The following is a 22,938-nucleotide window of genomic DNA, read 5'->3' as shown; positions in this document are numbered from 1 at the left end:
GTCGTCAGTACCCCGAGAGCGTCAGCCGCGCTGTCGTGACGAAGTTCGTCAGCCCCGACGGATACGGCGCCTGATCGATCGCCCCGATCATGAGCAGCCAGACGACGACGCGTTCGCCCTGAATGGGCTGGTCGTCGACGTACTGGGCCGGGTGATAGAGATCGGCCTCCGCATCAGAAAGCCGATGGGCCGGATACTCTCCCGGCCCGATCTCCGACTCGTCCCGTCGAACCACCACGATCTCGAGGTCGTCACGGAGGGGGATATCGATCGTCTCCGACCCGTCGGGGTTGCTGAATCGGGCGATCATCCCCAGCTCGCCCTCGAGGTAGAACTCCGTTTCCGGTGCCGTCCACTCGTCGCCGTCGAACAGTTCCACCGCGACTCCGTCCTCGGTGCCGGGCGTCACGTCGATCGCCTGGGTCGAGACGTAATGCTGGACGACGGGCTCCTCGTAGGAACCGCCCTCGCCGTAGGTCTCGGCGTTCTCGTCCACTTTTTGGGTGAACTTCGTGAGGAAACCCGGGCCGGTTCGCCGGAAGATCGGCGTGAACGTCCCGTCCGCGTAGAACTCGTAAGCCAGATCGTAGTTGTAGGGGCCGAATCGGAGCCCGGAGTGAAAGTCGATACTTTCGGAGCCGATCGCACTCGAGTGGTAGTGGGTCTTCAGCTGGAACCCGCTCGGGACGTTCGCGCGCGCGGCGAAGTCGAGTTTCCCGAGTAGTCCTGGGCCGCCGACGTCCGAGCTGTGGAGGTCCCAGAAGAGGAGGTCGCCGCTGAAGACGGTGTCGTCGTCCGGAAAGTACCACTCGCGAGTGTTTCGCCCCTCTCGCGGGGGCAGGTAGTATCCCGTGTACGTGATCGGGCTGTTCATCGCCTCGAACACCGGGCTGTCCCGGTAGGACGCGCCGACGGTCACCCCCTGGGCGTCCGCGCGCTCCCACTCGACGGCCCACTCATCCTGCTCGAACGACTCGTCGGGCGCTTCGATCCGGTGGTGGCCGTCGTTGGCCGTATAGTACGGCCGCTGCTCCGTCGGAACGCCCGGAACCGCGTCCAGCACCGACTCCGCGGCCGGCTCGATCGTCTCGACGAGTTCGGTGGGCGGGTACTCGACGGCCCGATCGAGGATCGAGACGTCGATGATCTCCGGTTGTTGGGGGTCCGATCCGTCGATAAACGCGCTGACGATCTGCAACTCGCCGTCGTCTTTCACGTGCATCACCGCAGTTCCGCCGGCACCGTGCGGGAGGTCCGCGAGTCCCGTGTAACTCCCGGTCGCCCCCTTCCAGGACGGGTACCACTCCCGCTCGCTCATGTCGCCGAACGCGTCCTGGACCGCCTCGGCGTCGTGGATCGCCTCCCCCAGCGCCATCTGGTAGGGGCTCTGAGTCACCGTCCAGCTGATATCCTGGGGCTCGGTAATCTCGAGCGCGACGATCTGGTCGCGGCGGCGATCGACGATGCCGTAGACCGTCTGTCGATTCTCCGCCGTGACCTCGAACTCGCCCTGCTCGCCGTCCGGGAACCCGCTCTCGTCGACGCGGAGCGACGTCGGACCCTGGAGGCTAACCGTCTCGAGGTGGTTGGTAAGCACCTCGTAGGCCTCGAAGCTCCCGATCCAGTCGTCGACGAGCGCCTGCACCTCCGGATCGGTCAGGAGCGTCTCGATCGCCCGACGCTTGCGGTAGGTGTGCATTCGTTTGTAGTTCCCGTTGTCGAACCGCCGCACGGCGGCGAACCCGGCGGTCTCCATTCGTGCCGGCGGGATCTCGGCCGCCGACTCGCCGTCCGATGGATCGTCGGTTCCGCCGAACTCCATACACCCTGCGAGCGCCGCGACACCCCCGCCCAGTGCAGTCAGTTTAGCGTACTCGCGTCGAGAGATATCGCCGTCAGCCATATGACGGCGGTATATTACCCTGCTATAGGACGTTTTGGTCATTTCTCACACAGCGGTAGCGCCACGACGGATCGTCCGTCCCGGGGAGACACCCAGTGCGGGCTCCAGTTCCGGGCCGGTGACGAGCGGGATCGTTCGAGCGCGAATGGACGTGTGCGACCGAACGCGCGGCGGCTCCAGAAGCGACCCCAGCCGTCGCGAGCACCGAGGATACAGAGTTATCCCGCGCCCTGTCCTACCACCGAATAACAAATGCAATTCGTTGAAGAGATCGTCGTCGACGAGTTTCTGCCCACGGTTCGGTCGCTACTCGCGGCCGAGCTCCGCGAGCGGGGACTCACCCAGAGAGAGGTCGCCGAGGTTCTCGGCATCAGCCAGAGCGCCGTTTCGAAGTACGCCCACGGCGACGTCGCAACCAACGACCGGATCGCCGGCGACGAACGCGTCGAGGCGCTGGTCGGGGAACTCGCCGACGGGCTGGCAGACGGCGACGTCACGCCCGTCCAGGCGCTGATCGAGATCGAGGTGCTGATCCGGACCCTCGAGACCGGCGGAGACCTGCTGGCACAGCTTCACGAGGACGCCGTTCCCGAACTCGCCGATCACGGCTCGAGTTTCCGCGTCCACGACCCCGAAAACGATCTGCGCACCAGCGAGCGGGTGCTCTCCTCGCTCCGGCGCGGGCTCCGCATCCTCGAGAACGCAAGCGGCTTCGCGGGGCTGATCCCGGCGGTCGGTTCGAACCTGGTCGCCTGCACCCCCGACGCGGAGGACGTCGACGACGTCGCGGGCGTTCCGGGACGAATCTTCGACGTCAAGGGCAAGGCGACGGTGCCGGCCGATCCCGAGTTCGGCGTCTCCGAACACGTCGCGACGGTGTTGCTCGCCGCACGCAACCACGGCGCGGACGCGTCAGCGGCGATCAACATCAGATACGATCCCGATCTGCTCGCCGAGGTGACCGAGGGCGGGCACGTCATCGCCGAGTTCGACGAGTCGAGTGACATCGCCTCGAGCATCGGCGCTGCGATCGAAGACGAGCCGGCGGCGACGGTGCTATACCAGACCGGCGGGATGGGTATCGAGCCGCTGATCTACGTCCTCGGCCCGGACGCGGAATCGGTTTCGGATACGGTCCGCTCGCTGATCTGAGATGCCGGGAGTTCGCTCCACGCTGCGAGCGCGCGTGGGACCCGAAGACGCGCAGGCGTTTTACGGCCGTTGGGCGGCGCTCTACGACGTCATCGCGCGTCGAACGCCGGGTATTCCGTCGCTACGCAAACGGGCGGCCGCCGCCTGCCGACTCGAGCCCGGCGATACCGTCGTCGAGATGGGTTGCGGGACGGGCGCGAACCTGCCGTATCTGCGCGAGCAGGTCGGTTCAGACGGAACCGTGATCGGGATCGATTTCACCGGCCCGGTCCTCGAGCGGGCGCGAGAATTGACGGTCGAGTACGACAACGTCCACGTCGTTCGGGGTGATGCGACGCGGCCGCCGCTGGGTCCGCCCGGCGATGACGGCGGAAGCGACGAGGACGGTGGTACGCTGGACGCCGGAACGGACGTCGACGCGCTCCTCGCGACGTTCGTCGTCGGCATGCTCGAGGACCCCGCCGGCGCGGTCGACGACTGGTGTGACCTCGTCGGTCCCGGCGGGCACGTCGTTCTCGCCAACGCCGCTCGGAGCGAGGCGTGGTACGCGCCGCCGGTCAACGCCGTCTTTCGGGCGATCGTCGTCCTCTCGACGCCGCCGACGACGAAACTGCGCTACGAGAACGAGCCCCATCTGAAACTCGACGCGAAGATCGACGCCGCCCACACGCGTCTCCGCGAGCGGTCGGCGGCCGTCGCAGACGAGACGCACGTCTTCGGCGTCGTTCGGTTAACCGGCGGACGACTCGAGTGACGAACGGACGGTCGTCTCGAGTGACTGATCGCCGTCGATCGGACGCGGCTCGAGTTCGGTCATTCGTCCGCGGTGGACGCGGACGCGGATTCCGGCACCCGGGCGCTGACGACCGATCGCTCGGGCAGCTCCGGTGTCGGCTCCCGGCCCAGCGTGAGCAGGCGCTCGGTAAGGGTGATCTCTTCCGCGCTGGGGCTTGGCTTTCCGATCTCCTCGTACTCGACAGCCACGCCGTCGGGGACGGCGCTGATGCGAACGGCGCACAGCTGATACGACGGGTAGAACACCGGCGGGAGTACCCCGGCAACGACGTCTCGCCGGTGGAGGCGCTTGAGCCACGTTCCGGTGTTGACGAGCAACCTGCCGTCGACTTCGGTGACCCCCGGCCGATGGGTGTGGCCGTAGCAAAACACCGCCGTCTCCGGCCGATCGGCGAACACCTCCCGGGCGGCCTCCTCGTACGGCTCCTCGGGGTCGACCGTGAGATCCGTCTCGAAAATACCGAACCGCTCGACGGTCTCTCCGACGTCACGAAGGACGAAGTACACCGGGATACCGATGAGGATGATCATGCCGGCAACAGCGACGTTCACGACGAGAAGGAAGTGGACGGCCTCTCCGACCAGGCCCAACCGGGCGAGAACCGCATCCGTCGTCGCGACCGGCATCGTCCAGATGCCCATCACGTCCAGTCCCGCCAGCACCGCGAGGAGGACGCTGATATTGAACAGCAACAGAAACGGAATCACGGCGTAGCGCAAGAGCGGATTCATTTCGCGGTAGAAGTACTTCGAGAGGAGCCAGCGAGGCACGCGCTCGGTCGGCGTGATCGCCTGAACGTCCTTCAACCAGTTGTACCGCCCGCGATCGGACAATCGGCCCGCCCGGCTCGTCACGTGGGTGTTGTAGAAGTAGCCGAGCGGCGTCTCGTAGGCGTTTCCGAAGTCCTCGAATCGGTTGTTCGGATCCTGCTGGTGCCCGTGCTCGAACCAGATCGTCCGATCGCCGATCGACCGGGTGATCGACTCGGACTGGACGAGGTCGACGTTGTACTCGGCCAACCGCTCGACGTACTCGTCGTACGCGGCGAGTTCGCTGTCGTGATTGCCCGGCAACAGCGTGATCGGGACCGACTCGCCGGTCGCCTGCAACTGCTCGAACAGTTCGGGGTAGCGCTCGGTCAGGATGTCGAACTTCTCGAGACCGTCGACCTCGGTGAACTCCCACAGTCCGAACGCGTCGCCGTTGATCAGTAGCTCCGCGTCCTCGTCGGTCGTCTCCAGGCGCTCGAGAAATCCGAGCAACTCGTCCAGAAAATCGACCTCCCCCAGCTGTTCGTCGCCGCCGATATGGAGGTCGCTGATCACGTAGTAAACCGGGCCGTCGGCGTCGTCGGCCATCGGAACGGACCTTCGAGGCCGACACGTAAAGTGGTGCTCCCGGCAGCACAGGAGCGGATACCCCGCCGAACGTTAGGCCGTGACTTCGAGGCCCTCGTACGCCGCGATCGGCCGGCGAATCTCCTCGGGAAGCGGCGACGGTCGTTTCGTCTCGGGATCGATATGAACCATGGTCGTCTCGGCCGTCGCGGCCACCTCGCCGTCGACGCGAATCTCGTACTCCATGGTGCAACTCGAGTCGCCGAGTCGAGGAACCCACAGCGCAACGGTGGGATCGTCGCCCATGGTGATCGGACGGTCGTAGTCGATATCGAGGTTCGCGATGACGAAGGAGATGTTCTCGGCGGCGATCCCGACGATATCCTCGAGATAGTCGGTGCGGGACGCCTCGAGGTAGCTCGCGTAGACGGCGTGGTTGACGTGGTTCAGCGGGTCGAGGTCGCGATACCGAACGGGGACGTCGACGGTGAAGGGCGAAGCCATTGTGTCGTCAAAACCGACTGGCGCAAAAGAGGGCTCCGGTTCTGGCAATCCCGGCTCCGGCGTGCGAATTCGCGACACCGTTCGATCCCATTCGGGCGCTGCTCCGGCCCTACTCGTACGCTCGAGCGTGCGACGGACAGAACTGGGGGTCGCGCAACTGGGCGTCGATCAGTTCCTCGTGGTAGTGCGCGTTGTAGAGGCGACACGCCTCCCGATCGCAGAACGCCTCGCCGGTCTCGAGGTAGTGGACGGCCTGCAGAACGTACCCCTTCAGCGCGTCGGTCGTTCGAGGGTCGTCCGCGACCAGAAACTCGCCGTCGACCCGATTCTCGAGGACCTCCCGCGGCGGCGCGTCGCCCGACAGCAGCGCGTGGCGCTGTTTTTCTCTGTAGTACGCCTCGGGCTTTGCGGGGCCTCGTAGAGTCCCGGGACCGACACCAGCGCCGGCTGTCCGAGGACGGACACCCGCTTGTGCCATCGGCCGTCGTGATCGCCCCACGTGCCGATCGCTCGATCCAGAATCGGCACGTGGAGCGTCTCGAGGCCGCGCTCGTCCCCCGGAACCGCGCTGTTGAGCGCCCGCTGGATCTGGATGCCGTCGTAGAGCACGCCACCCTCGCGTTCGGGGGCCTCGAGCGCGCGTTCTTCGTACCGAATCGTGCCGAGCATCGCGTTCCCCGTCGACCGCTCGTAGGGCGAGGTAACCCTCGCTTCGGCGAAGCGTTCGGCGAGTTCGTCGGTCCGGTGAACGTCGAGAAAGCGGTCGCGAACCGTCACCGACGCGTCGATTCGGGACTCGAGCCAGTCGCCGATCGCATCGACGTCGGCGACGGTCGTCGGGGCGCGGTATAGAATCACTCGATCGGCCATGCTACTACCTAGTGGTACCATAAAGTGAAACGCTTGCGGTCGCGTTCGAACGGTTCCGCGTTACCCCTCCAGAAACGCCGGTCCGTCGACGGTCTCGTCTTCCGCCTCGCGCCAGGAGTGTTCGGGCTCCCAGCCCAGTTCCGTCCGCGCCTTCGCCGTCGAGAACGCCGACTGTTCGCCCTCGAGCGAGCAGTCATCGGGGAGATCACCGAAGACGGCTTCGATCACCTCGACGGTGGGGCGTCCGAGATAGTTCTCCGCGGCCATCGCGTGGTAGGCTTCGTGGCCGTCGATATCGCCCTCGAGAACCGCATCGACGGCGGCGTCGACGATCGAGACGACGTCGCGCACGTCGACGTACGACCAGAAATTGCCGCTGGGCTCGGCCGTCCGAGGATCGAACGCGTCGTTGCCGTCGGTCGCCCGATACTCGCCGGGGTACTGGATCCACGAGGGACGGATCGAGGCGACCGAAACCCCGTGCTTTCGGACCGTCTTCGCGGCCAGTTCCTCGCCGACGAGTTTCGAGGCCCCGTAGCCGTCTTCCGGTCGCATCGGATGCGCCTCGTCGATCGGCAGGTACTCCGGTAGGAACGGCTCCGCGGCGAACGGCATTCCGTACAGGCTCTCGCTCGAGGACCAGATCACGTCCGCACCGGCCCGACCCGCGGCCTCGAAGACGTGGTAGGTGCTCGAGACGTTGTTCAGAAACGTCTCGGTGCCGGACGCGATCCCCATCCGCGGAACCCCCGCGAAGTGGATCACCGCGTCCGGGTCCGAATCGAGGACGGCCTCCCACGCCTGTCCCTGCTCGGCGAGATCGGCCGCGAGGAAGGTCGCGTTCTCGGGCTCGCGCGGCGGCCGCTCGAGGTCGATACCGACGACATCGTGGCCCGCGCTCGCGAAGTGATCGACGACCCAGCTACCCGCACCGCCGGTTGCACCGGTAACGACGAGGTTCATACCCGAATCCTGCGCTTGCACCGCGAAAATAGTGTGGATTCGTGCAGTGTGGTAGCGGCGGCTCCGTTGAACTCGACATTCGCTGACAGTACCTCGAGGCCATGCTGAATACGGGGCGCGTACTCGGTACTTTCAAACGGTGCCAGGCAGGATCATCTCGAGTAAGGCTCTGATAGAAGATCCGCTCGATCACGGAACTGTGTGTACTCCGATGGACGGACGATTGCTGGATTCTCTGCGTAGTTGTAACCCGCCTTCCCAAATACAACTAAGTACTGTATTGGAGTAGTAGTCTTGGTGCTCGGTATCATTGCACACATTATCGAGCGCTAACAGAACTGGTAGAACGGGGAGAGACTCCATGGCACAAGCGCACAAACTCGATTGTGAATCGGTCTCGGATACGTGTCGATTCATCATTCAATCGGAAAACGAAGAAGAGGCGGTCGAACTGGCCCAAAAACACATGCAGGAGGTTCACGGGCAAGAGTACACGGAGGACGAACTCCAGAACGAACATATGCAAGTCGTCTAACGACAACCCGATGTCGTGTTACTACCTCTTTCTACTGCATTCTTTACGCTGGTCTCTACGAACGCTGAAAACGATCCGCCGACGCGGTACCATAATTTCCCACACTGAGCGAATCAGCAGGTGACCTATCAGGCACGCTGGAGTCGCTCTATAACGCTCTCTCCAATATGCCGGCGATAGACCCTGTATCTCGCACGCTGTTCCCATACGTATTCTGGTAGAACGCTCAGATGAGTAGATAGCGCGAACGGAGCACTCCGTAGAGCGCGTTCAACGCGAAGGGGGCGAACGCTCAGTACAGAGGGAGCAGATACCGCTCCACTATGTATCTTTCACGTACTTCTCGTGATCACTGTACGTCAAATCTAGATCGTCTCCTGCGCCTGCCACATCACAAGGGGTACTAAAAATATGTGGCTCATCGTCGATTATTTTTACCCCGAGAGCATCCTCGCCACCCACTTCAGGCCCATCCACATGAGCGCATGTAGGAACCTTCCAGTCAAACGTATCAACCATTTCGTTATATTTGGCTGTGATTGTATATTCGTTCCCTACCTTGGCAATATCTGGAATCTCAATCCCCGTTTCTGGGGGGACGGCGTACACGTTATCGATGAGGACTTTTTCATCGGATTTCCGTTCGACGTGTAATTCCACGACGATCTCCGTCTCTATCGTGTTCTCTACAAATATCGGGTCGTGCCTCGATTCGTCGTAGGTGTACGAGTCGTCGTCAACTGGCTGGCTACCCGTCTCGTCGTTTTGCTCGTTGGAATCTTCAGTAGCGTCATCATTGCCATCAGGCGTTCTGGAAGTGGAAACCTCATCAAGACAGCCAGTGACGGTCAGAGAGAAAGCGATTCCAGTGCCCGCAACGAACGTACGTCGTTTCATATTCATTCTGATTTGGCATGCAAATAAATACTTTCCCAGGGACAATCCGATTTTTGACCCTTCTCGAAGCGCTCGACAGGCATAGCTACTGAACGCCGTATCTATTGGACTCTCCATGAAATAAACCGGGTCGCTGTGCTGAACTCCTCCTCTATATTCACTATGCCACTCCTGTCACTCTCAGAAGGTTTCAAGAGAGCCGGAGTGGCGCTCACCGAGCCGGTTCGTTAGTACCAGGTGTCGGATCGCCGATCGGAGACCCCGGCGGCGGTAGCCTGCTCGCCGGCCGTCGCGAGGCTCGAGGACAGCTCCGACGCCGCCTCGAGGAGGTGTCGTTCTCGGACGGGGTCGCCGTCGTGCATCGCGCGACGGGCCGCGTTGTCCGCCAGCAAGGCGAGGTCGCTCGCAGCGTACCCGTCGGTGCGGTCGACGATCTCGCTCCAGTCGCAGTCGTCGACGACGGGCCGTTCCCCGAGGTGGACCTCGAGAATGGCCTTTCGTGCGGAAGCGTCCGGCGGGCGAACCTCGACGCGCTCGTCGAAGCGACCGGACCGTAACACCGCGTCGTCGACGTCCTCGAGGCGGTTCGTCGCCGCGACGACGACGACCTCCCCGTCGAGGGCCTCGAGTTCGGTCAACAACTGGTTGACCATCTGGCGCTGGCTCGCGCCGTCGTGGCCGCCGCGAGTGCCGGCAATGGCGTCGAGTTCGTCTACGAAGACCAGACACGGAGCGTTCTGCCGAGCGATTTCGAAGAGGTCGGCGACGTTCTGTGCGGGTTTGCCCATCCACTTGCTCGTCAACTCCGCGGGCGAGACGTCGAGGAAGGCGACCCCGAGTTCGCCCGCGAGCGCGCCGGCGACGTAGGTTTTCGAGCCCGTACTCGCGGAACTCGTCGGACCGCTGGACGGGACCGACGACGGACCGGCGAAGCGTCTGCTCTAACTCGATCATCCCGCCGACGTCGCCGAAACAGCGGTCCGGACTCGGATCGACGAGCGTCTCGGCGTCGAGGTCCGCCTCCTCGGGCTGTACCGCGTCGTCTCGATCCGCTCGCCGCTCCGCGGCGTCGTTTCCGGGGGAGGTCGAGTCCTCCGACGATCGATCTTCGATTTTCCGGTCGTCGGCCTCGGAACCGCTGTCGTCGACTTCGTCGGACGTGTCCGCCGGGGACGTGGCTCCACCGTCGTCGGTGTCGTCGCGGTCGTCCCGCCCGGAAGCGTCGCTCGGTTCGGTCGTTCGGCGGATCGACGAGTGCGTGTACCGCGCGAGGCGACTCTTGTCCTCGCGGAAGAACGCGGACAGCCACTCGTGACGGGAGTCGCCGTCCGCTCGTGTGTCCGCGCGGTCCCGGACGGCACCGATGAGGTCGCGCTCGTCGGGCCGATACACCTCGCAGACCCAGAACGGTAGATAGACCCGCGTCACGTCGGTGATCCCCTGAAACGAGCCGGGGTCGAGATCGGCCGGAAGGCCGAACGTCTCGCGCAGTTGATCGGCGAAGGAGGCCGTGATCGATTCCGGGTCCCCGAACGCCGCCGACTCGGCGACGTCCTTGAGTCGCTCGGGGAGCAGTCGTCGGGCCTGCTGGGTCGACACCTGGAAGTCGAGCAACACCGTTCGGCCCAGCCCCGCCTCGTCGTGGCCGAAGTCGTACGGTTCGAGCGAGACGGTTTCGGTGGAGTCGGTACCCGACCGATACCGCTGGAGGGCGGCGTGGTTGTCCGACCAGAGACCGTCGAGCAGCGTCGCGCCGCGGTCGGTTCGGTCGCTCCAGGGAAGTCCGCCGGACCCGCTGTAGCGGTACTCGACTCTGAACACCGGGTAGAAGACGCGGTGGAGTCTGGTGAGTCGTGCGTCGGGACCGACCGCCCTCGCGGCGTGGGACTCGAGCGCGTGGCTGATCGCTCCGGCGGGCGGTAACGATCGGTCGGTTTCGATCCTCTCGGAGATCATTCGGTCGCGGTCACCCCGCGCGTCGGTCGGAGAACGATCGTCGGTCCTCGGTCCGTCATGACGTACCCTCTCGATTACGGATAGAAATAATTTCTTTTGTTGTTGAACTGTATCGCCAAAAACTCGAGCGAGCGATCGCCCCGCGCCTGCGGCCCGGTGTCGATCCGATCGGGCGACCAGCGACTCGAGACGCGGCGTTCATACGGACCGTTGTCCGTCAGTTACGACGCACCGTCGAACGTCCCGCGGTTGCGCCGGGAAATCGGTACGACGGGCCGTCTTAGTCGTCTGCGGGTGTTGCCCGCGAGGTCAGTTCGACGGGGGCGGCGTCGACCTCGAGTTCGTCGAGTGCGACCTGTGCGGCGCGCTTGCCCGAGACGAGCATGGCACCGAACGTCGGCCCCATTCGCGGGAGGCCGTAGGTCGTCGCGGTGGCCATCCCGGTGGCGATCAAGCCCTCGTGGACGAGTCCGGTGTGTTCGACGACGGCGTCCTCGCTTTCGCCGACCCACATCGAGTCGTGGCCGGGCGAGTCGTGGCCGGGCGCGCCGTAGGTGTCCGAATCGGTCTGATCCATGACCTGACCGCGCTCTTTCGCGTCCTGAATACCGGGCGCGTCGAGGACGCCGCGCTCGTTGAGTTTGGTGACCGCCATCGCGTCGTGGCCCGTCGCGTCGATGACCAGATCCGCCTCGACGGCGATCGGGTCGACGCAGGTGATCTCTCGAGGCAGCGCGTGGACGGGCGTCCAGTTCATGACGATGCCGCCGACGCGGTGGTTCTCGCGGATGACGATGTCCGTGAACTCGGTCATGTTCTGCATCTTCGCGCCGGCGTCGCAGGAGGCCTTGATCAGCCCGGAACAGGCCTCGGGCCCGTTCGCGACGTAGAGCCCCTCGCTATCCTGGGACTGTTTGTAGGAGACCTCGAGTTCGTCGAGGACCCGCTGGGCCGGGTCGCGGACGGTCACCTTGTTCATCAGGAAACCCCCGAGCCAGAAGCCGCCGCCGAGGTAGTTGTTCTTCTCGACGACCATGACCTTCACGCCGCGCTCGGAGAGTTCCTTCGCGGCCGTCAGCCCCGAGGGGCCGCCGCCGACGATGATGACGTCCGAGTCCGAGAAGTCCATGAACTCCTCGGTCCACTCCTGTCCGATTGCGCGCGTTACGTCGGCTTCGCCGACCTGACTGAACTGTTCGAAGTCGCTCATACAACTAGGTGGTAGGATCCGGTGGTGAAAAGTCTGTCGTGATGCTCGATAGCTGAATATTCGACTTTCAAACCGTTTTTCGACGGATAACAGCGTAATCGTCGGAGAGCGTTCGTCCTCGGTATCGACGCCGTGGCCGGCTCCCGCTCGGAAGGTGGGTGCTCGAGTCGGTCCCGAAACGCGACCCGCGGGTCCGATTCGAGTTCGATAGCGGCTGCTATACTTTCAGTTGCAATGATACCCGAACGCTGAAGGATCAGCCTCGTCTACAGTAGCCAGATGCACCGTCGTGCGTTTCTCTCGCTTGCCGTCCTCGTTCCGTTTTCGGGCTGTCTCGAGTTTCTCGAAGACAACGGCGAGGAGATCACCGAACCGGGCGACGTCGAGATCGTCTGGGACGACCTCGTTCGGGAGAACCCGGGCACCGAAGACGAACGCGTGGTCGTCTGGGGCGTCGTCAGGAACGCCGGCGAGAGAACGCTCAGCTACATCGAGATCCGGGCGACGTTCTTCGACGAGGAGGGCGAGGAACTCGAGAGCGTCATCGAGAGCGTCGACGTGGACGACCCGGAGGACGAGGAGTGGCCGTTCGACGTCGAGTTTCCCCGATTCGGTGCGGATGCGGCCGCCGTCGCGACGTACGAACTCGAGCCAGCGACGGGGGTCTGATGGCCACGAGCACAGCCTCGAAACGCCGGATCGACTCGTTCGAACGGTTCGCGAGTGAGCGCGGACCGGTGCGCCGACGGGCGCGAGGACGGACACGACCGCACGGAGGAACCAACTCGCATGACTGAGCCAGATCCGAACCCCGACCGCGACGGTCTAGAACCCGGTCCCAACTCCGGTTCGGAATCCGACCGCGACGAAGGCGTCTCCACGCTCGCAAAGCAAGGGAGCATCACGTTCGTCGGGAACGTCATGAAGGGGGCTTTCGGTTTCGCGATCGTCATGCTGATGACCCGATACGTCAGCCCCTCGGTCTACGGGCTGTTCGTGCTGGCGACCTCGGTGATCCTGTTCATGCAGGTCTTTGCGAACCTCGGCCTGCCGCTGGCGATCGACTACTTCGTTCCGCAGTATCTAGCCGACGGCGAGCGCGGGAAGGCGAAGGGCGTGATCGTGCAGGTGACCGCGACCGTCCTCGTCACCTCGTCGCTGGTTGCGGGCGCGCTCGCCCTCAGCGCCGGGTACATCGGCGACCTCTTTCAGGAGCCGGCGATGCGGATCGCACTCCTGTTCCTGTCTGTCACGATTCCCATGCTGGCGGTCTACAACGTCCTGTTGACCTCCTACTACAGTATCAAGAAACTCCAGTACCGGGTCATCATGCGCGATCTGGTTCGTCCGACCGTCAGATTCGCCGTTACCGCGGGCCTCCTGCTCGTCGGCTACGGGCTGCTCGGACTCATCGTCGGCTACGTCGTCGGCCTCTTCGTCGCGATTACGATCGGCACGGCCGTCTTCGTCTACAAGGCCTGGGACCTGCTGACGGCCGAGATCGAACTCGTTGCACCGGCCCCGCTCGTCAAGTACTCGGTCCCGCTGGCGATGACCAGCGTCGTCTTCGTTCTGATGGGGCACGTCGATTACTTCGTGCTCGGCTTCTTCCTCAACTCGGACGATATCGGCATCTATCGCGTCGGGTACATGCTCGGCTCGGGACTGATGATCATCTTCAACTCCCTCTCGCCCGTGTTCAAGCCCCTGATCGCCGAAACGCGGGACGATATCGACCTCGTCGAACAGCGGTTCCGGATCATGGCCCGCTGGATCGCCGGGATCACGCTGCCGATCGCGATTTTCCTCTCGCTCGGCTCGAGTTCCTACCTCGCGGTGTTGTACACGCCCCAGTACGCCGAAGCAAACCTGGTCGTCGTCCTCCTCGCCGGCGCGTTCCTGTTCAACGTCACCTTCGGCGGCCCCGACGGCTCGCTGTTACAGGGACTGGGCTACTCGCGGATCGTCTTCGCCAATACGCTCGTGCTCTTCGGCGTAAACCTCGTCGTCTCGTTCGTGCTCGTCCCCATCGTCGGGATCGAGGGGGCCGCGATCGGCTCCGCGACCGCGCTCTTTCTCGTCGGCGGACTCACCCTCGTCGAGATCTACCACTTCGACGGCATCCATCCCTTCACGAGGGACTTCGCCAAGATCGTCGGCGCCGGCGTTCCGGCGATCGTCGCCGGCCTCCCCGTCGTCTACGTCCTCGAGTCGGACGCACTCACCGCCGCCGTGCTCCCGATCGTCGTCGTCGGTACCTACGCGTTCACGCTGATCGCGACGAACGCGTTCACCGACGAAGACGCCCAGATGGCCGCCGAGTTCAGTCCGACGCTCCGAAAGTGGCTCCCGATCAACTGAGCGGTCGACGATCGTGGGACGCGCTCTTCCCGTCAGTCGTCGATCAGTTCCTCGTCGTGTTCGCTCCCTGACCGCCCCGGTTGCGGCCCCGACGCGTCGTCCGAGTTGCCCCCGTCGTCGATAACGCCGTCCGTCCACGTTCCGAGTCGAAACCAGACGACGGCGACGACGAACGAGGCGGCCATTCCGAACGCGTAAGCCCACCAGATTCCGTCGATCCCCCACTCGAGGCCGCGAATCGTGAGCCCGAACCGGGGAACCGAAAGCGTCCAGGCGAAGGCGAGAACGAGGGCGACGGGCACCCGGAATATCCACCGCGAGAGAAACGAGAGGACCATCGCCGCTTTCGTGTTGCCGGCACCGCGGAGCGCTCCCTGGATCACCATCACGCCGGCGAACAGCGCCCAGAACGGCGCGATGATCCGCAGGAAGACGACCCCCTCGGCGATCACGTCGGGATCGCCGACGAAGATCCGCATGGCCCGTGCCGGGAAGGCGATCAGCACGGCCGCGACACCGCCGATCAGGACCATCGTCCCCGCAGTTGCCGTTCGCACGACGGCCGCCGCTCGAGCGGGCGTTTTCGCGCCGAGGTTCTGGCCGACGCCAGTCGCCGTCGCGTTCCCCACCGCACCCGAAACCGCCCACGTGACCGACATCAGGCGCAGGCCGATGCCGTACGCCGCCGTCGGGTTCGCCCCGAAGCGGGCGACGAAGCCGGCCATCGCGACCGACGCGAAACTGCGCGCCCAGCCGTCGATCGTCGACGGGTAGCCGATATCGACCAACTGCTTCAGGATGGCCGCGTCGGGTGTGAGATCCGCGAGTCGCAGGCGAACGCCGAAGCGGCCGTCGAGCAGGATGTAAATCCCGGCGACGGTGGCGAACGCGCGGGAGACGAACGTCGCGATAGCCGCACCGCGGGTGCCCATCGCGGGGAACGGCCCCCAGCCGAGGATGAGGAACGGGTCGAGGACGACGTTGATCCCCGCGGAGACGAAGACGAGCCACATCGCCGTCTTCGTGTCGCCGGCACCCTGCAGCGACGATCGGAACGCGAAAAAGAGGAAGGTGAGCGGCAAGGCGAGGAAGATCACCTCGATGTAGGCGAGAGCTTCCACGAACACCTGCTCGCGGGCACCGATAAGGGTGAGCAGGGAGCGTCGGAACGAGAGGCCGAGAACGGCGAGGACGCTCGAGACGACCAGCGTGAGCAAGACGGTCTGGGCGACGACCCTGTCGGCCATCCGGTCGTCGTCGGAGCCGACGTACTGGGAGACGAGCGCGATGGTCGCCGCGGTGATCCCCATCGCCGTCGAGACGAACATCCACGAGAGGGGGAACATGAGGGAGACGGCGGCAACGGCCTCGCTGCTCACGCGGCCGACCCAGAACACGTCCGCGAGGTTGTACACCGTCTGGAGCAGGTTGCCGAGCACCAGCGGCCACGCGAGGTGTAACAGTTTCGGGGGGATCGCCCCGGTCGTCATATCGACGCGCTTGCGCTCGGGTTCCGCGTCTGCTTCTGTCACGTCTCGTGTCTGTCGGTGTCTCTCCCGGGCGAGAGAAAAGGGCTCGCCTCGCGGGACGGGTTGCCGGATCTCGCGCGGCCGGCGGGTCAAAACGATTATTTTGAGCCGCCAAGTATAGTGGGTATGGGACGGTACGGCAACCTCGATTATCCACTGTTGATCAAAGCCGGATTTCTCACCGGGCTCAGCCTGTTCACGCTGGGTGCCGGCGGGGAACTCCTCGGCTCGATGCTGTTCGAAACGCTCCCCGCCTGGGAACACACGTTGTTTCTGTACAGCGAAGCGCTCGGCCTCGTCGTCGCCTTTTTCACGCCCTGGATCTTCGGCGTGCTCCTCCCGCTGACCGAGTAGCCGGAATCGACAACCGCCGCGGACGAGCACCGATCCGGCCACGCGAGACCCGAATACGGGCGTTTTTCTTCCCTCCTTCGAGCGCTCGTCGGTCACGATGATCCCGTTCGACACTGATCTCAGTATTACGAACAGTCCGCCGGGTCGGATGGACCGTTCGGTGCGTTCCGGTATTCACGGTCCTCGCGCACGCGCAACCGCTCGAGCGCACGCACACCCGCGCTGTCGTCCGGTTTTGGCGAAAGCGTTATCAGATCCTCAGTCGTAGCGAGCGACAATGCAACCGAGTACACGCAAAGCGGAACCGACTGCTCGAGGAGGTGATCCGCCGTGGAACTGATCGTCACGGAGAAGGACAACGCCGCGAGACGGATCGCCGACATCCTGAGCGGGGGCACGTTCGACTCGAGTCGCGAGAACGGCGTCAACGTCTACGAGTGGGGCGGCAAGCGCTGCGTGGGGCTATCGGGCCACGTCGTCGGTGTCGACTTCCCCTCGGAGTACTCGGACTGGCGGGACGTCGAACCGGCCGAACTCATTCACGCCGACGTCGAGAAGACGGCTACCAAGGAGAACATCGTCGCCACGCTGCGCATCCTCGCCCGGAAGGCCCAGCGCGCGACCATCGCGACTGACTACGACCGCGAGGGCGAACTCATCGGCAAGGAGGCCTACGAGATCGTCCGCGAGGTCAACGACGAGATTCCGATCCGCCGCGTTCGGTTCTCCTCGATCACGGAAAACGAGGTCCAGAGCGCCTTCGATGAACCGGACGAACTCGACTTCGACCTCGCCGCGGCCGGCGAGGCCCGCCAGATCATCGACCTCATCTGGGGCGCGGCGCTAACCCGGTTCCTCTCGCTGTCGGCCGGCCAGCTGGGCAACGACTTCATCTCCGTCGGTCGCGTGCAGTCGCCGACGCTCAAGCTGATCGTCGACCGCGAACGCGAGATCGAGGCCTTCGACCCCGAGACCTACTGGGAGCTGTTCGCCGACCTCGCGAAGGCGGACGAAGCGACGTTCGACGCGCAGTACTTCTACCGCGACGAGGACGACAACGAGGCCGAACGCGTCTGGGAGGAAGCGGTCGCCACCGAGGTCTACGAGACGCTCGCCGAGCGCGATACAGCGACGGTCGTCGACGTCAACCGCCGAACCCGTACCGACACGCCGCCGACGCCGTTCAACACGACCCAGTTCATCCGCGCGGCGAGCGCGATCGGCTACACCGCAAAGCGAGCGATGTCGATCGCCGAGGACCTCTACACGGCCGGCTACATCACCTACCCGCGAACCGACAACACCGTCTACCCCGACGACCTCGAGCCCGACGAACTGCTCGACGAGTTCGTCGGTCACCCGACGCTCGGCGAATCGGCCGAGTCCCTGCTCGAGGCCGACGAGATCGACCCGACCGAGGGCGACGAGGAGACGACCGACCACCCGCCGATCCATCCGACGGGCGAGATTCCGACCCGCGGCGACGTGAGCGACGACGAGTGGGAGATCTTCGAACTCGTCGTCCGCCGGTTCTACGCGACGGTCGCCGAGGCCGCCGTCTGGGAGCACCTCAAGGTCGTCAGCGAGGTCGAGGACTACCGCCTCAAATCCAACGGAAAACGGCTCGTCGAGCCGGGCTACCACGACGTCTACCCCTACTTCAATACCAGCGAGAACTTCGTCCCCGACGTCGACGAGGGGGAGGAGCTCTCGCTGACCGACGTCGAACTCGAGGAGAAAGAGACCCAGCCGCCGCGGCGCTACGGCCAGTCCCGGCTCATCGAGACCATGGAGGACCTCGGGGTGGGGACGAAGTCGACCCGTCACAACATCATCGAGAAGCTGTACGACCGCGGCTACGTCGAGAGCGATCCGCCGCGGCCGACTCGACTCGCGATGGCCGTCGTCGAGGCCGCCGAGGGCTACGCCGACCGCGTCGTCAGCGAGGGGATGACCGCCCAACTCGAGGCCGATATGGACGCCATCGCGAGCGGCGAGGCGACGCTCGACGACGTCACCGACGAATCGCGGGAGATGCTGGACGAAATCTTCGCGAACCTCGCGGACTCCCGGGACGAGATCGGCGACCAGCTTCGGAAGTCCCTCAAGGACGACAAGCGGCTGGGTCCCTGCCCTGAGTGCGGCGAGGACCTGCTCGTTCGGCGCAGTCGCCACGGCTCCTACTTCGTCGGCTGCGACGGCTATCCCGACTGCGAAAACACGTTACCGCTGCCGTCGACGGGCAAGCCGCTGATCCTCGAGGACGAGTGCGAAGAGCACGGCCTGAACGAGATCAAGATGCTCGCCGGACGCCAGACCTTCGTCCACGGCTGTCCGCTCTGTAAGTCCGAGGATGCGGGCGAGGGGCCAGTTCTGGGGGCGTGTCCCGACTGTGGCGAAGCGCACGACGGCGAACTCGCCGTCAAGACCCTCCAGAGCGGCTCACGCCTCGTCGGCTGTACGCGCTACCCCGACTGCGAGTACTCCCTGCCGCTGCCGCGGCGGGGCGATATCGAAGTCACGGACGACCGCTGCGAGGAACACGAGTTACCCGAACTCGTCATCCACAGCGGCGACGAGCCCTGGGAACTGGGCTGTCCGATCTGTAACTACCAGGAGTTCCAGGCCCGCGAGAGCGACACCGGCTCCGACCTCGAGGCGCTCGACGGCGTCGGTGCGAAGACGGTCGAAAAGCTCGCCGACGCGGGCGTCGAGAGCCTCGCCGATCTGACCGAGGCCGATCCGGACGCTATCGCCGCGGACGTCGAGGGCGTCAGCGCCGACCGAGTTCGGACCTGGCAGGCCAAGGCCTGAGCGGCGGTCGCCTCCCTTTCGAACCGCTCGAGCAATTATTTTCGCGAGTTCCGCGATGGGCTCCCTCCGCGGTCCAGTTTCGGCAGCCGTCCGTGGATCATCGCTCACATCCCAGATTGCCGATCACGAGAAGATACCAGCCACGTGTACGCGTCTTATTTCTGTTATCCATGGTTGGAGGAAAACTTAAGTGAGCGTATACTATGCTACTCATTATGGGAAATGAGCTTACCATATTGTCGCTAAAACACGACGTTGCTTATCGGCTCGTTGGGCTATCTGTACCGCATCAACGCACGGGGTGGAAGTATGAGTGATGTCTCCGCGAATATCTCACGTCAGAAACGAATTGGATACGTCTTGTTAGCGAGTGCTGTCGTAGCTTTCGTCGGGAGTGTCGCTGCGCTTCAGCACTACGAGTTTCCGGTAGTGAGCTATCTGATACTGCTCGTTCCGGTGAACATTCTCGCGTTTCTCGGGTATCGGGCGGTGTCTGCAAGCCGCGACCGAAAGGCGCTGGGAGATGAGCGAACTGGTAACGTGTACGGACGGGTTGGAATCAACTCGTTTTGGATATTGATGTCGATAATACTGGTCGATGTCGCGTTCGGTATCTTCCCCGAGGAGATCGCTGGAATAGCGTACGTGTTCGGTGGACTGCTGATCTACTGTTTGTACTTCGGCTACTACACGTACCTCGAGTAATTCATGAACACCGAATTGAAGGTTTACCGGGCCAAACGCGACATCACACAGGAAGAACTGGCCAAAGAAGTGGGAGTCACCCGGCAGACGATCAACGCCATCGAAACGGGGCGGTACAACCCGTCGCTCGAACTCGCCTTCGCACTCGCCGAGTATTTTGACTGTACGATAGAGGACCTGTTCAGTCCGGAATAACTGAGACGTACGTACACTGTTCAGCGAAAAGCACAACTCCTCTCAAACGGAGTCCCCATCCGCCTCTGATGCGTTCCCGTCCGAATCGTTTTCGGGACTGTCGCCCGTATCGGTTTCCTCCTCCTCGAGAACGGATTCGACGGCCCGAACGATCGTCTCGGAGCGCTGCACGCCGTTTTCCTGCCAGTGTTTGTCACCGCTCGCGTCGACGACGATCGTCACCGGAAAACCGACGACGCCGTAGGAACTGGCGAGGCCTGAATCGTAGCCGACGTTCCAGTCCCCGCCGTGGGTGGTCCACCACTCCCGGAGGTCGTCGTCGGACATCGTTTCGGGCTGTTGGTAGGTCACCGAGAGAAATTGAACCGCGTCGTCGTGCTGGTCGACGAGTTGCTCGCGGGCCGCCGCGAGTTGTGGCATCTGGGCCTGGCAGTTCCCACAGCCGGTCGTAAAGAACATGATCGCCGTGACCGCCCCGTCCGGAACGGTGAGCGATCCGGCCTCACTTCCTCGAGCGTCGATCGTCTCGACCTCGAGCGGGTCGTAGCTGTCCTCGTCCGTCCCCGAATCGTCGGTGGCGAACGACGGGAGACCACGCCGGAGTACACCCACCCCGCCGCCGAGCACGCCGACGCTGCCGATCCCGGCGACGAGTTCGCGCCGATTCATGGCGTTACCACCGCCGCCGGACGACCGCCAGCGCCGATACCGGAACGGTGAGTGCGGGTTTCGCCAGCCGAACGCCGGCTCGAATACGGTATCGAACGGGTACCCCACTGAAACGAGGGACGCTGCATGGGCGACCCTACGAGTTACAGGGAAAAGGGTCCACTGGTTCGATACGGGAATCGCGCGACCGCTCCGAAAGCGCTCGAGTTGGGTGATCGAGCGCCACCGAAGCGGGCAAGCGGCCACAACGGTGCGAACGATCAAATGGATCTCGCCCGTTGACACGGCTATGACGGGCGAACGCGAACGGTGGAACGAGAAGTACAGCAGCGTCGAGTTCGAACTCCCCGACGACCCCGTTCCGGAACTCGAACGCCGGCTGACCACCCTTCCGGACGGGCGGGCGCTGGACGTCGCCACCGGCACCGGGCGCAACGCGCTCTTTCTCGCCGATCACGGCTACGACGTCGACGCGGTCGACATCTCCGACGCGGCACTCGAGCGAGCCGAGGCGCGCGCCGACGAACGCGGCGTCGACGTGAACTGGCTGCGGGCGGATCTGGCCGATCTCGACCTCGCGGACGACGCCTACGACGTGATCACGGTGAGTTTCTTCTCGGCGCTCGAGCACCTGCCCGCGCTCAAAGCGGCGCTGGCACCCGGCGGCGTGTTCGTCTACGAACACCACCTTCGCTCGAGCGACCCCGTCGAGGTCGGCCCCTCGAGCGAGCGCTATCGGTACCGCTCGAACGACCTCCTCCGGGCGTGCCTCGACTTGACGATCCTCTCCTACGAGGAGCGCCGCCGTCCGGTCGCCGGCGGGATCGCCGCGGTCGCCACGCTCGTCGCTCGCAACTCGAGCGGCGGCACCCAGTCGTATCCGAAACTCGCGGCGCGCGACCTCGAGTCGTGGTAACCCACTCCGTGTTACGACTTCGACTATCGATCGCACGAATCCCGCCCCGCGAGCGGCGTCACTGACGCGGCGGTGCCGACGAATCGTTAACGGCCTTCGAGAACAACACTACTGCATGACCTGCCCGTATCTGGCGTATCGGGACGAATCGGACGATCGGCGCTTCGACGAACCGCGGGCCTACTGTACCGCGGCCGACCGCTTCGTACAGCCGATGCGCGCCGACATCTGTAACGACCGGTACGACCTCGCACACGATCGACATTGCGAGATCTTCCTCGAGCACGCCGGTACCGACGGCGGCGCTACCGATCGGCGGACCGGAAACGCCGCCGACGGAAGCGAAACCGGAGGCGACGAATGAGCTACGCGGACTTTCTCGAGGGCGAACCGCTGATTATCACGGCGGCGCTGACTGGGGGCGTCCACGGCAAGGAAACGACGCCGAACCTCCCGGAGACGCCCGAGGAGATCGGCCGCGTGGCGGCCGCGGTTGAAGCGGCCGGTGCCGCCGTCGTCCACGTTCACGCGCGTCGGCCGAACGGGGAACGCACCTTCGAGACCGAGCGCTTCCAAGAGATCGACGACGCGATCCGCCGCCGTGCCGACGACGTGATCATCCAGCACTCGACCGGCGGAACCGGCGCGCCCGACGACGCCCGCCACCTCCCGCTACGAACCGATCCGGCACCGGAGATGGCGTCGCTCGACATGGGGCCGTTGAACCGGTACGACCACCTCACCAGCGAGAACACCCGCGGACTGGTCGACTCGCTGCACGCGGAGATGGTCGACCGCGGGATCAAGCCCGAACTCGAGGTGTTCAACGACGGCCACCTGAACGAGGTTCACGGACTGCTCGAGCGCAGCGACCTCGCCGAGCCGGTGTACGCAACGCTCATCTTCGGGCCGGGGACGCTGACCCCGCCGCGGCCGCGAAACTTCCTGAACGCGATCGACAATTTGCCCGAGGGCGCGCTGTTCAACACGCTCGGCTTCGGCCGTCACCAACTGCCGTTCGCGACGATGGGGACGCTCTTCGGCGGGCACGTCCGCGTCGGGCTCGAGGACAACGTCTACTACCGGCAGGGAGAACTCGCCGAAAGCAACGCCCAGCTCGTCGAGCGGGTCGTTCGCGTCGCCACCGAACTCGGTCGCGAGGTCGCGACGCCGGAGCAGGCACGAGAGATCCTCGGCCTCTGAGCGCAGTCGCTCGCGAGTCCGCCGAATGGGAGACGTGACGTCGATTCGTCTCACTTCCCTGTTCACCGA

Annotated in this window: 22 protein-coding genes and 2 pseudogenes; 13 read left to right on the top strand and 11 right to left on the bottom strand. The window is 64.3% G+C overall.

Going from position 1 to position 22,938, the window contains the following annotated elements:
• Positions 1-4: 4 nt before the first annotated feature.
• Positions 5-1,903, bottom strand: coding sequence for a hypothetical protein (locus DWB23_RS10000; RefSeq protein ID WP_121742654.1), 1,899 nt, complete (start codon positions 1,901-1,903; stop codon positions 5-7).
• Positions 1,904-2,155: 252 nt separating this feature from the next.
• Here DWB23_RS10000 and DWB23_RS09995 point away from each other — a divergent pair, with 252 nt between their 5' ends.
• Together DWB23_RS09995 and DWB23_RS09990 are read left to right on the top strand one after the other, a co-directional pair.
• Positions 2,156-3,055 carry a thiamine-phosphate synthase family protein gene (locus DWB23_RS09995; protein WP_121742653.1) on the top strand — a complete coding sequence of 300 codons (900 nt, stop codon included), beginning with the start codon at positions 2,156-2,158 and terminating at the stop codon, positions 3,053-3,055.
• 1 nt (position 3,056) lies between these two features.
• Positions 3,057-3,809, top strand: a complete 753-nt coding sequence (locus DWB23_RS09990; protein ID WP_121742652.1) for a class I SAM-dependent methyltransferase — start codon at positions 3,057-3,059, stop codon at positions 3,807-3,809.
• A 59-nt stretch (positions 3,810-3,868) separates the two neighbouring features.
• Here DWB23_RS09990 and DWB23_RS09985 read toward each other — a convergent pair whose 3' ends face one another.
• From DWB23_RS09985 to DWB23_RS09970, 4 genes and pseudogenes are all read right to left on the bottom strand, one after another.
• A complete protein-coding gene (locus DWB23_RS09985; protein WP_121742651.1) occupies positions 3,869-5,209 on the bottom strand; it encodes a metallophosphoesterase in 1,341 nt (446 codons plus the stop codon).
• A gap of 72 nt (positions 5,210-5,281) precedes the next feature.
• Positions 5,282-5,692, bottom strand: a complete 411-nt coding sequence (locus DWB23_RS09980) for an acyl-CoA thioesterase (protein ID WP_121742650.1) — start codon at positions 5,690-5,692, stop codon at positions 5,282-5,284.
• A 109-nt stretch (positions 5,693-5,801) separates the two neighbouring features.
• A pseudogene (locus DWB23_RS09975) lies at positions 5,802-6,562 on the bottom strand (DUF7001 family protein).
• Positions 6,563-6,622: 60 nt separating this feature from the next.
• On the bottom strand, positions 6,623-7,525 hold the full coding sequence (locus DWB23_RS09970) for an NAD-dependent epimerase/dehydratase family protein (protein WP_121742649.1): 903 nt from the start codon (positions 7,523-7,525) through the stop codon (positions 6,623-6,625).
• 361 nt (positions 7,526-7,886) lie between these two features.
• Here DWB23_RS09970 and DWB23_RS09965 point away from each other — a divergent pair, with 361 nt between their 5' ends.
• On the top strand, positions 7,887-8,060 hold the full coding sequence (locus DWB23_RS09965; protein ID WP_121742648.1) for a DUF1059 domain-containing protein: 174 nt from the start codon (positions 7,887-7,889) through the stop codon (positions 8,058-8,060).
• Positions 8,061-8,381: 321 nt separating this feature from the next.
• On the opposite strand, the gene DWB23_RS09960 is transcribed toward DWB23_RS09965, so the two are convergent.
• The 3 genes and pseudogenes from DWB23_RS09960 to DWB23_RS23860 form a co-directional block, all read right to left on the bottom strand.
• The gene (locus tag DWB23_RS09960) at positions 8,382-8,957 is read right to left on the bottom strand and encodes a hypothetical protein (RefSeq protein WP_162989788.1); all 576 of its coding nucleotides are present in this window, start codon (positions 8,955-8,957) and stop codon (positions 8,382-8,384) included.
• Positions 8,958-9,184: 227 nt separating this feature from the next.
• The gene (locus DWB23_RS23865) at positions 9,185-9,517 is read right to left on the bottom strand and encodes an ATP-binding protein (RefSeq protein WP_338067812.1); all 333 of its coding nucleotides are present in this window, start codon (positions 9,515-9,517) and stop codon (positions 9,185-9,187) included.
• A gap of 18 nt (positions 9,518-9,535) precedes the next feature.
• Positions 9,536-9,769: pseudogene (locus DWB23_RS23860) on the bottom strand (AAA family ATPase); the annotation flags it as partial.
• A 1,034-nt stretch (positions 9,770-10,803) separates the two neighbouring features.
• Here DWB23_RS23860 and DWB23_RS22985 point away from each other — a divergent pair.
• Positions 10,804-10,974, top strand: a complete 171-nt coding sequence (locus DWB23_RS22985; RefSeq protein ID WP_162989787.1) for a hypothetical protein — start codon at positions 10,804-10,806, stop codon at positions 10,972-10,974.
• 219 nt (positions 10,975-11,193) lie between these two features.
• Here DWB23_RS22985 and DWB23_RS09945 read toward each other — a convergent pair whose 3' ends face one another.
• Positions 11,194-12,123: a sulfide-dependent adenosine diphosphate thiazole synthase gene (locus tag DWB23_RS09945; protein ID WP_121742644.1), complete on the bottom strand. Its 930-nt coding sequence runs from the start codon at positions 12,121-12,123 to the stop codon at positions 11,194-11,196.
• Between the two features lie 279 nt (positions 12,124-12,402).
• Between DWB23_RS09945 and DWB23_RS09940 the strand changes: the two genes are divergently transcribed.
• Positions 12,403-12,792 (top strand): FxLYD domain-containing protein, encoded by a 390-nt coding sequence (locus DWB23_RS09940; RefSeq protein WP_121742643.1) that lies wholly within the window; start codon positions 12,403-12,405, stop codon positions 12,790-12,792.
• Between the two features lie 120 nt (positions 12,793-12,912).
• A complete protein-coding gene (locus DWB23_RS09935) occupies positions 12,913-14,484 on the top strand; it encodes a flippase (protein WP_121743074.1) in 1,572 nt (523 codons plus the stop codon).
• Positions 14,485-14,516: 32 nt separating this feature from the next.
• Here the strand turns inward: DWB23_RS09935 and DWB23_RS09930 are convergent, their stop codons facing one another.
• Complete coding sequence (locus tag DWB23_RS09930) at positions 14,517-15,974, bottom strand: MATE family efflux transporter (protein WP_121743073.1); 1,458 nt, start codon at positions 15,972-15,974, stop codon at positions 14,517-14,519.
• Between the two features lie 165 nt (positions 15,975-16,139).
• Here DWB23_RS09930 and DWB23_RS09925 point away from each other — a divergent pair, with 165 nt between their 5' ends.
• The 4 genes from DWB23_RS09925 (at position 16,140) to DWB23_RS09905 (ending at position 20,081) form a co-directional block, all read left to right on the top strand.
• Entirely contained in the window at positions 16,140-16,367 is a 228-nt protein-coding gene (locus DWB23_RS09925; protein ID WP_121742642.1) for a DUF7860 family protein, read from the top strand.
• Between the two features lie 330 nt (positions 16,368-16,697).
• On the top strand, positions 16,698-19,181 hold the full coding sequence (locus tag DWB23_RS09915) for a DNA topoisomerase I (protein ID WP_121742640.1): 2,484 nt from the start codon (positions 16,698-16,700) through the stop codon (positions 19,179-19,181).
• Positions 19,182-19,490: 309 nt separating this feature from the next.
• On the top strand, positions 19,491-19,886 hold the full coding sequence (locus tag DWB23_RS09910; RefSeq protein WP_162989786.1) for a hypothetical protein: 396 nt from the start codon (positions 19,491-19,493) through the stop codon (positions 19,884-19,886).
• A gap of 3 nt (positions 19,887-19,889) precedes the next feature.
• Positions 19,890-20,081 carry a helix-turn-helix transcriptional regulator gene (locus DWB23_RS09905; RefSeq protein ID WP_121742638.1) on the top strand — a complete coding sequence of 64 codons (192 nt, stop codon included), beginning with the start codon at positions 19,890-19,892 and terminating at the stop codon, positions 20,079-20,081.
• A gap of 42 nt (positions 20,082-20,123) precedes the next feature.
• Here DWB23_RS09905 and DWB23_RS09900 read toward each other — a convergent pair whose 3' ends face one another.
• A complete protein-coding gene (locus tag DWB23_RS09900) occupies positions 20,124-20,750 on the bottom strand; it encodes a TlpA family protein disulfide reductase (protein WP_121743072.1) in 627 nt (208 codons plus the stop codon).
• A gap of 289 nt (positions 20,751-21,039) precedes the next feature.
• On the opposite strand from DWB23_RS09900, the gene DWB23_RS09895 reads away from it, so the two are divergent.
• The 3 genes from DWB23_RS09895 (at position 21,040) to DWB23_RS09885 (ending at position 22,869) form a co-directional block, all read left to right on the top strand.
• Complete coding sequence (locus DWB23_RS09895) at positions 21,040-21,666, top strand: class I SAM-dependent methyltransferase (RefSeq protein WP_121742637.1); 627 nt, start codon at positions 21,040-21,042, stop codon at positions 21,664-21,666.
• Between the two features lie 115 nt (positions 21,667-21,781).
• Positions 21,782-22,030, top strand: a complete 249-nt coding sequence (locus DWB23_RS09890; RefSeq protein ID WP_121742636.1) for a hypothetical protein — start codon at positions 21,782-21,784, stop codon at positions 22,028-22,030.
• Positions 22,027-22,869 carry a BKACE family enzyme gene (locus DWB23_RS09885; protein ID WP_121742635.1) on the top strand — a complete coding sequence of 281 codons (843 nt, stop codon included), beginning with the start codon at positions 22,027-22,029 and terminating at the stop codon, positions 22,867-22,869. The genes DWB23_RS09890 and DWB23_RS09885 overlap by 4 nt, the downstream gene beginning before the upstream one ends.
• The last annotated feature ends 69 nt before the right edge of the window (positions 22,870-22,938 follow it).

The organism is Natronorubrum halophilum (assembly GCF_003670115.1).
Lineage (GTDB): Archaea > Halobacteriota > Halobacteria > Halobacteriales > Natrialbaceae > Natronorubrum > Natronorubrum halophilum.
This window is presented reverse-complemented; position numbering and strand designations above follow the sequence as displayed.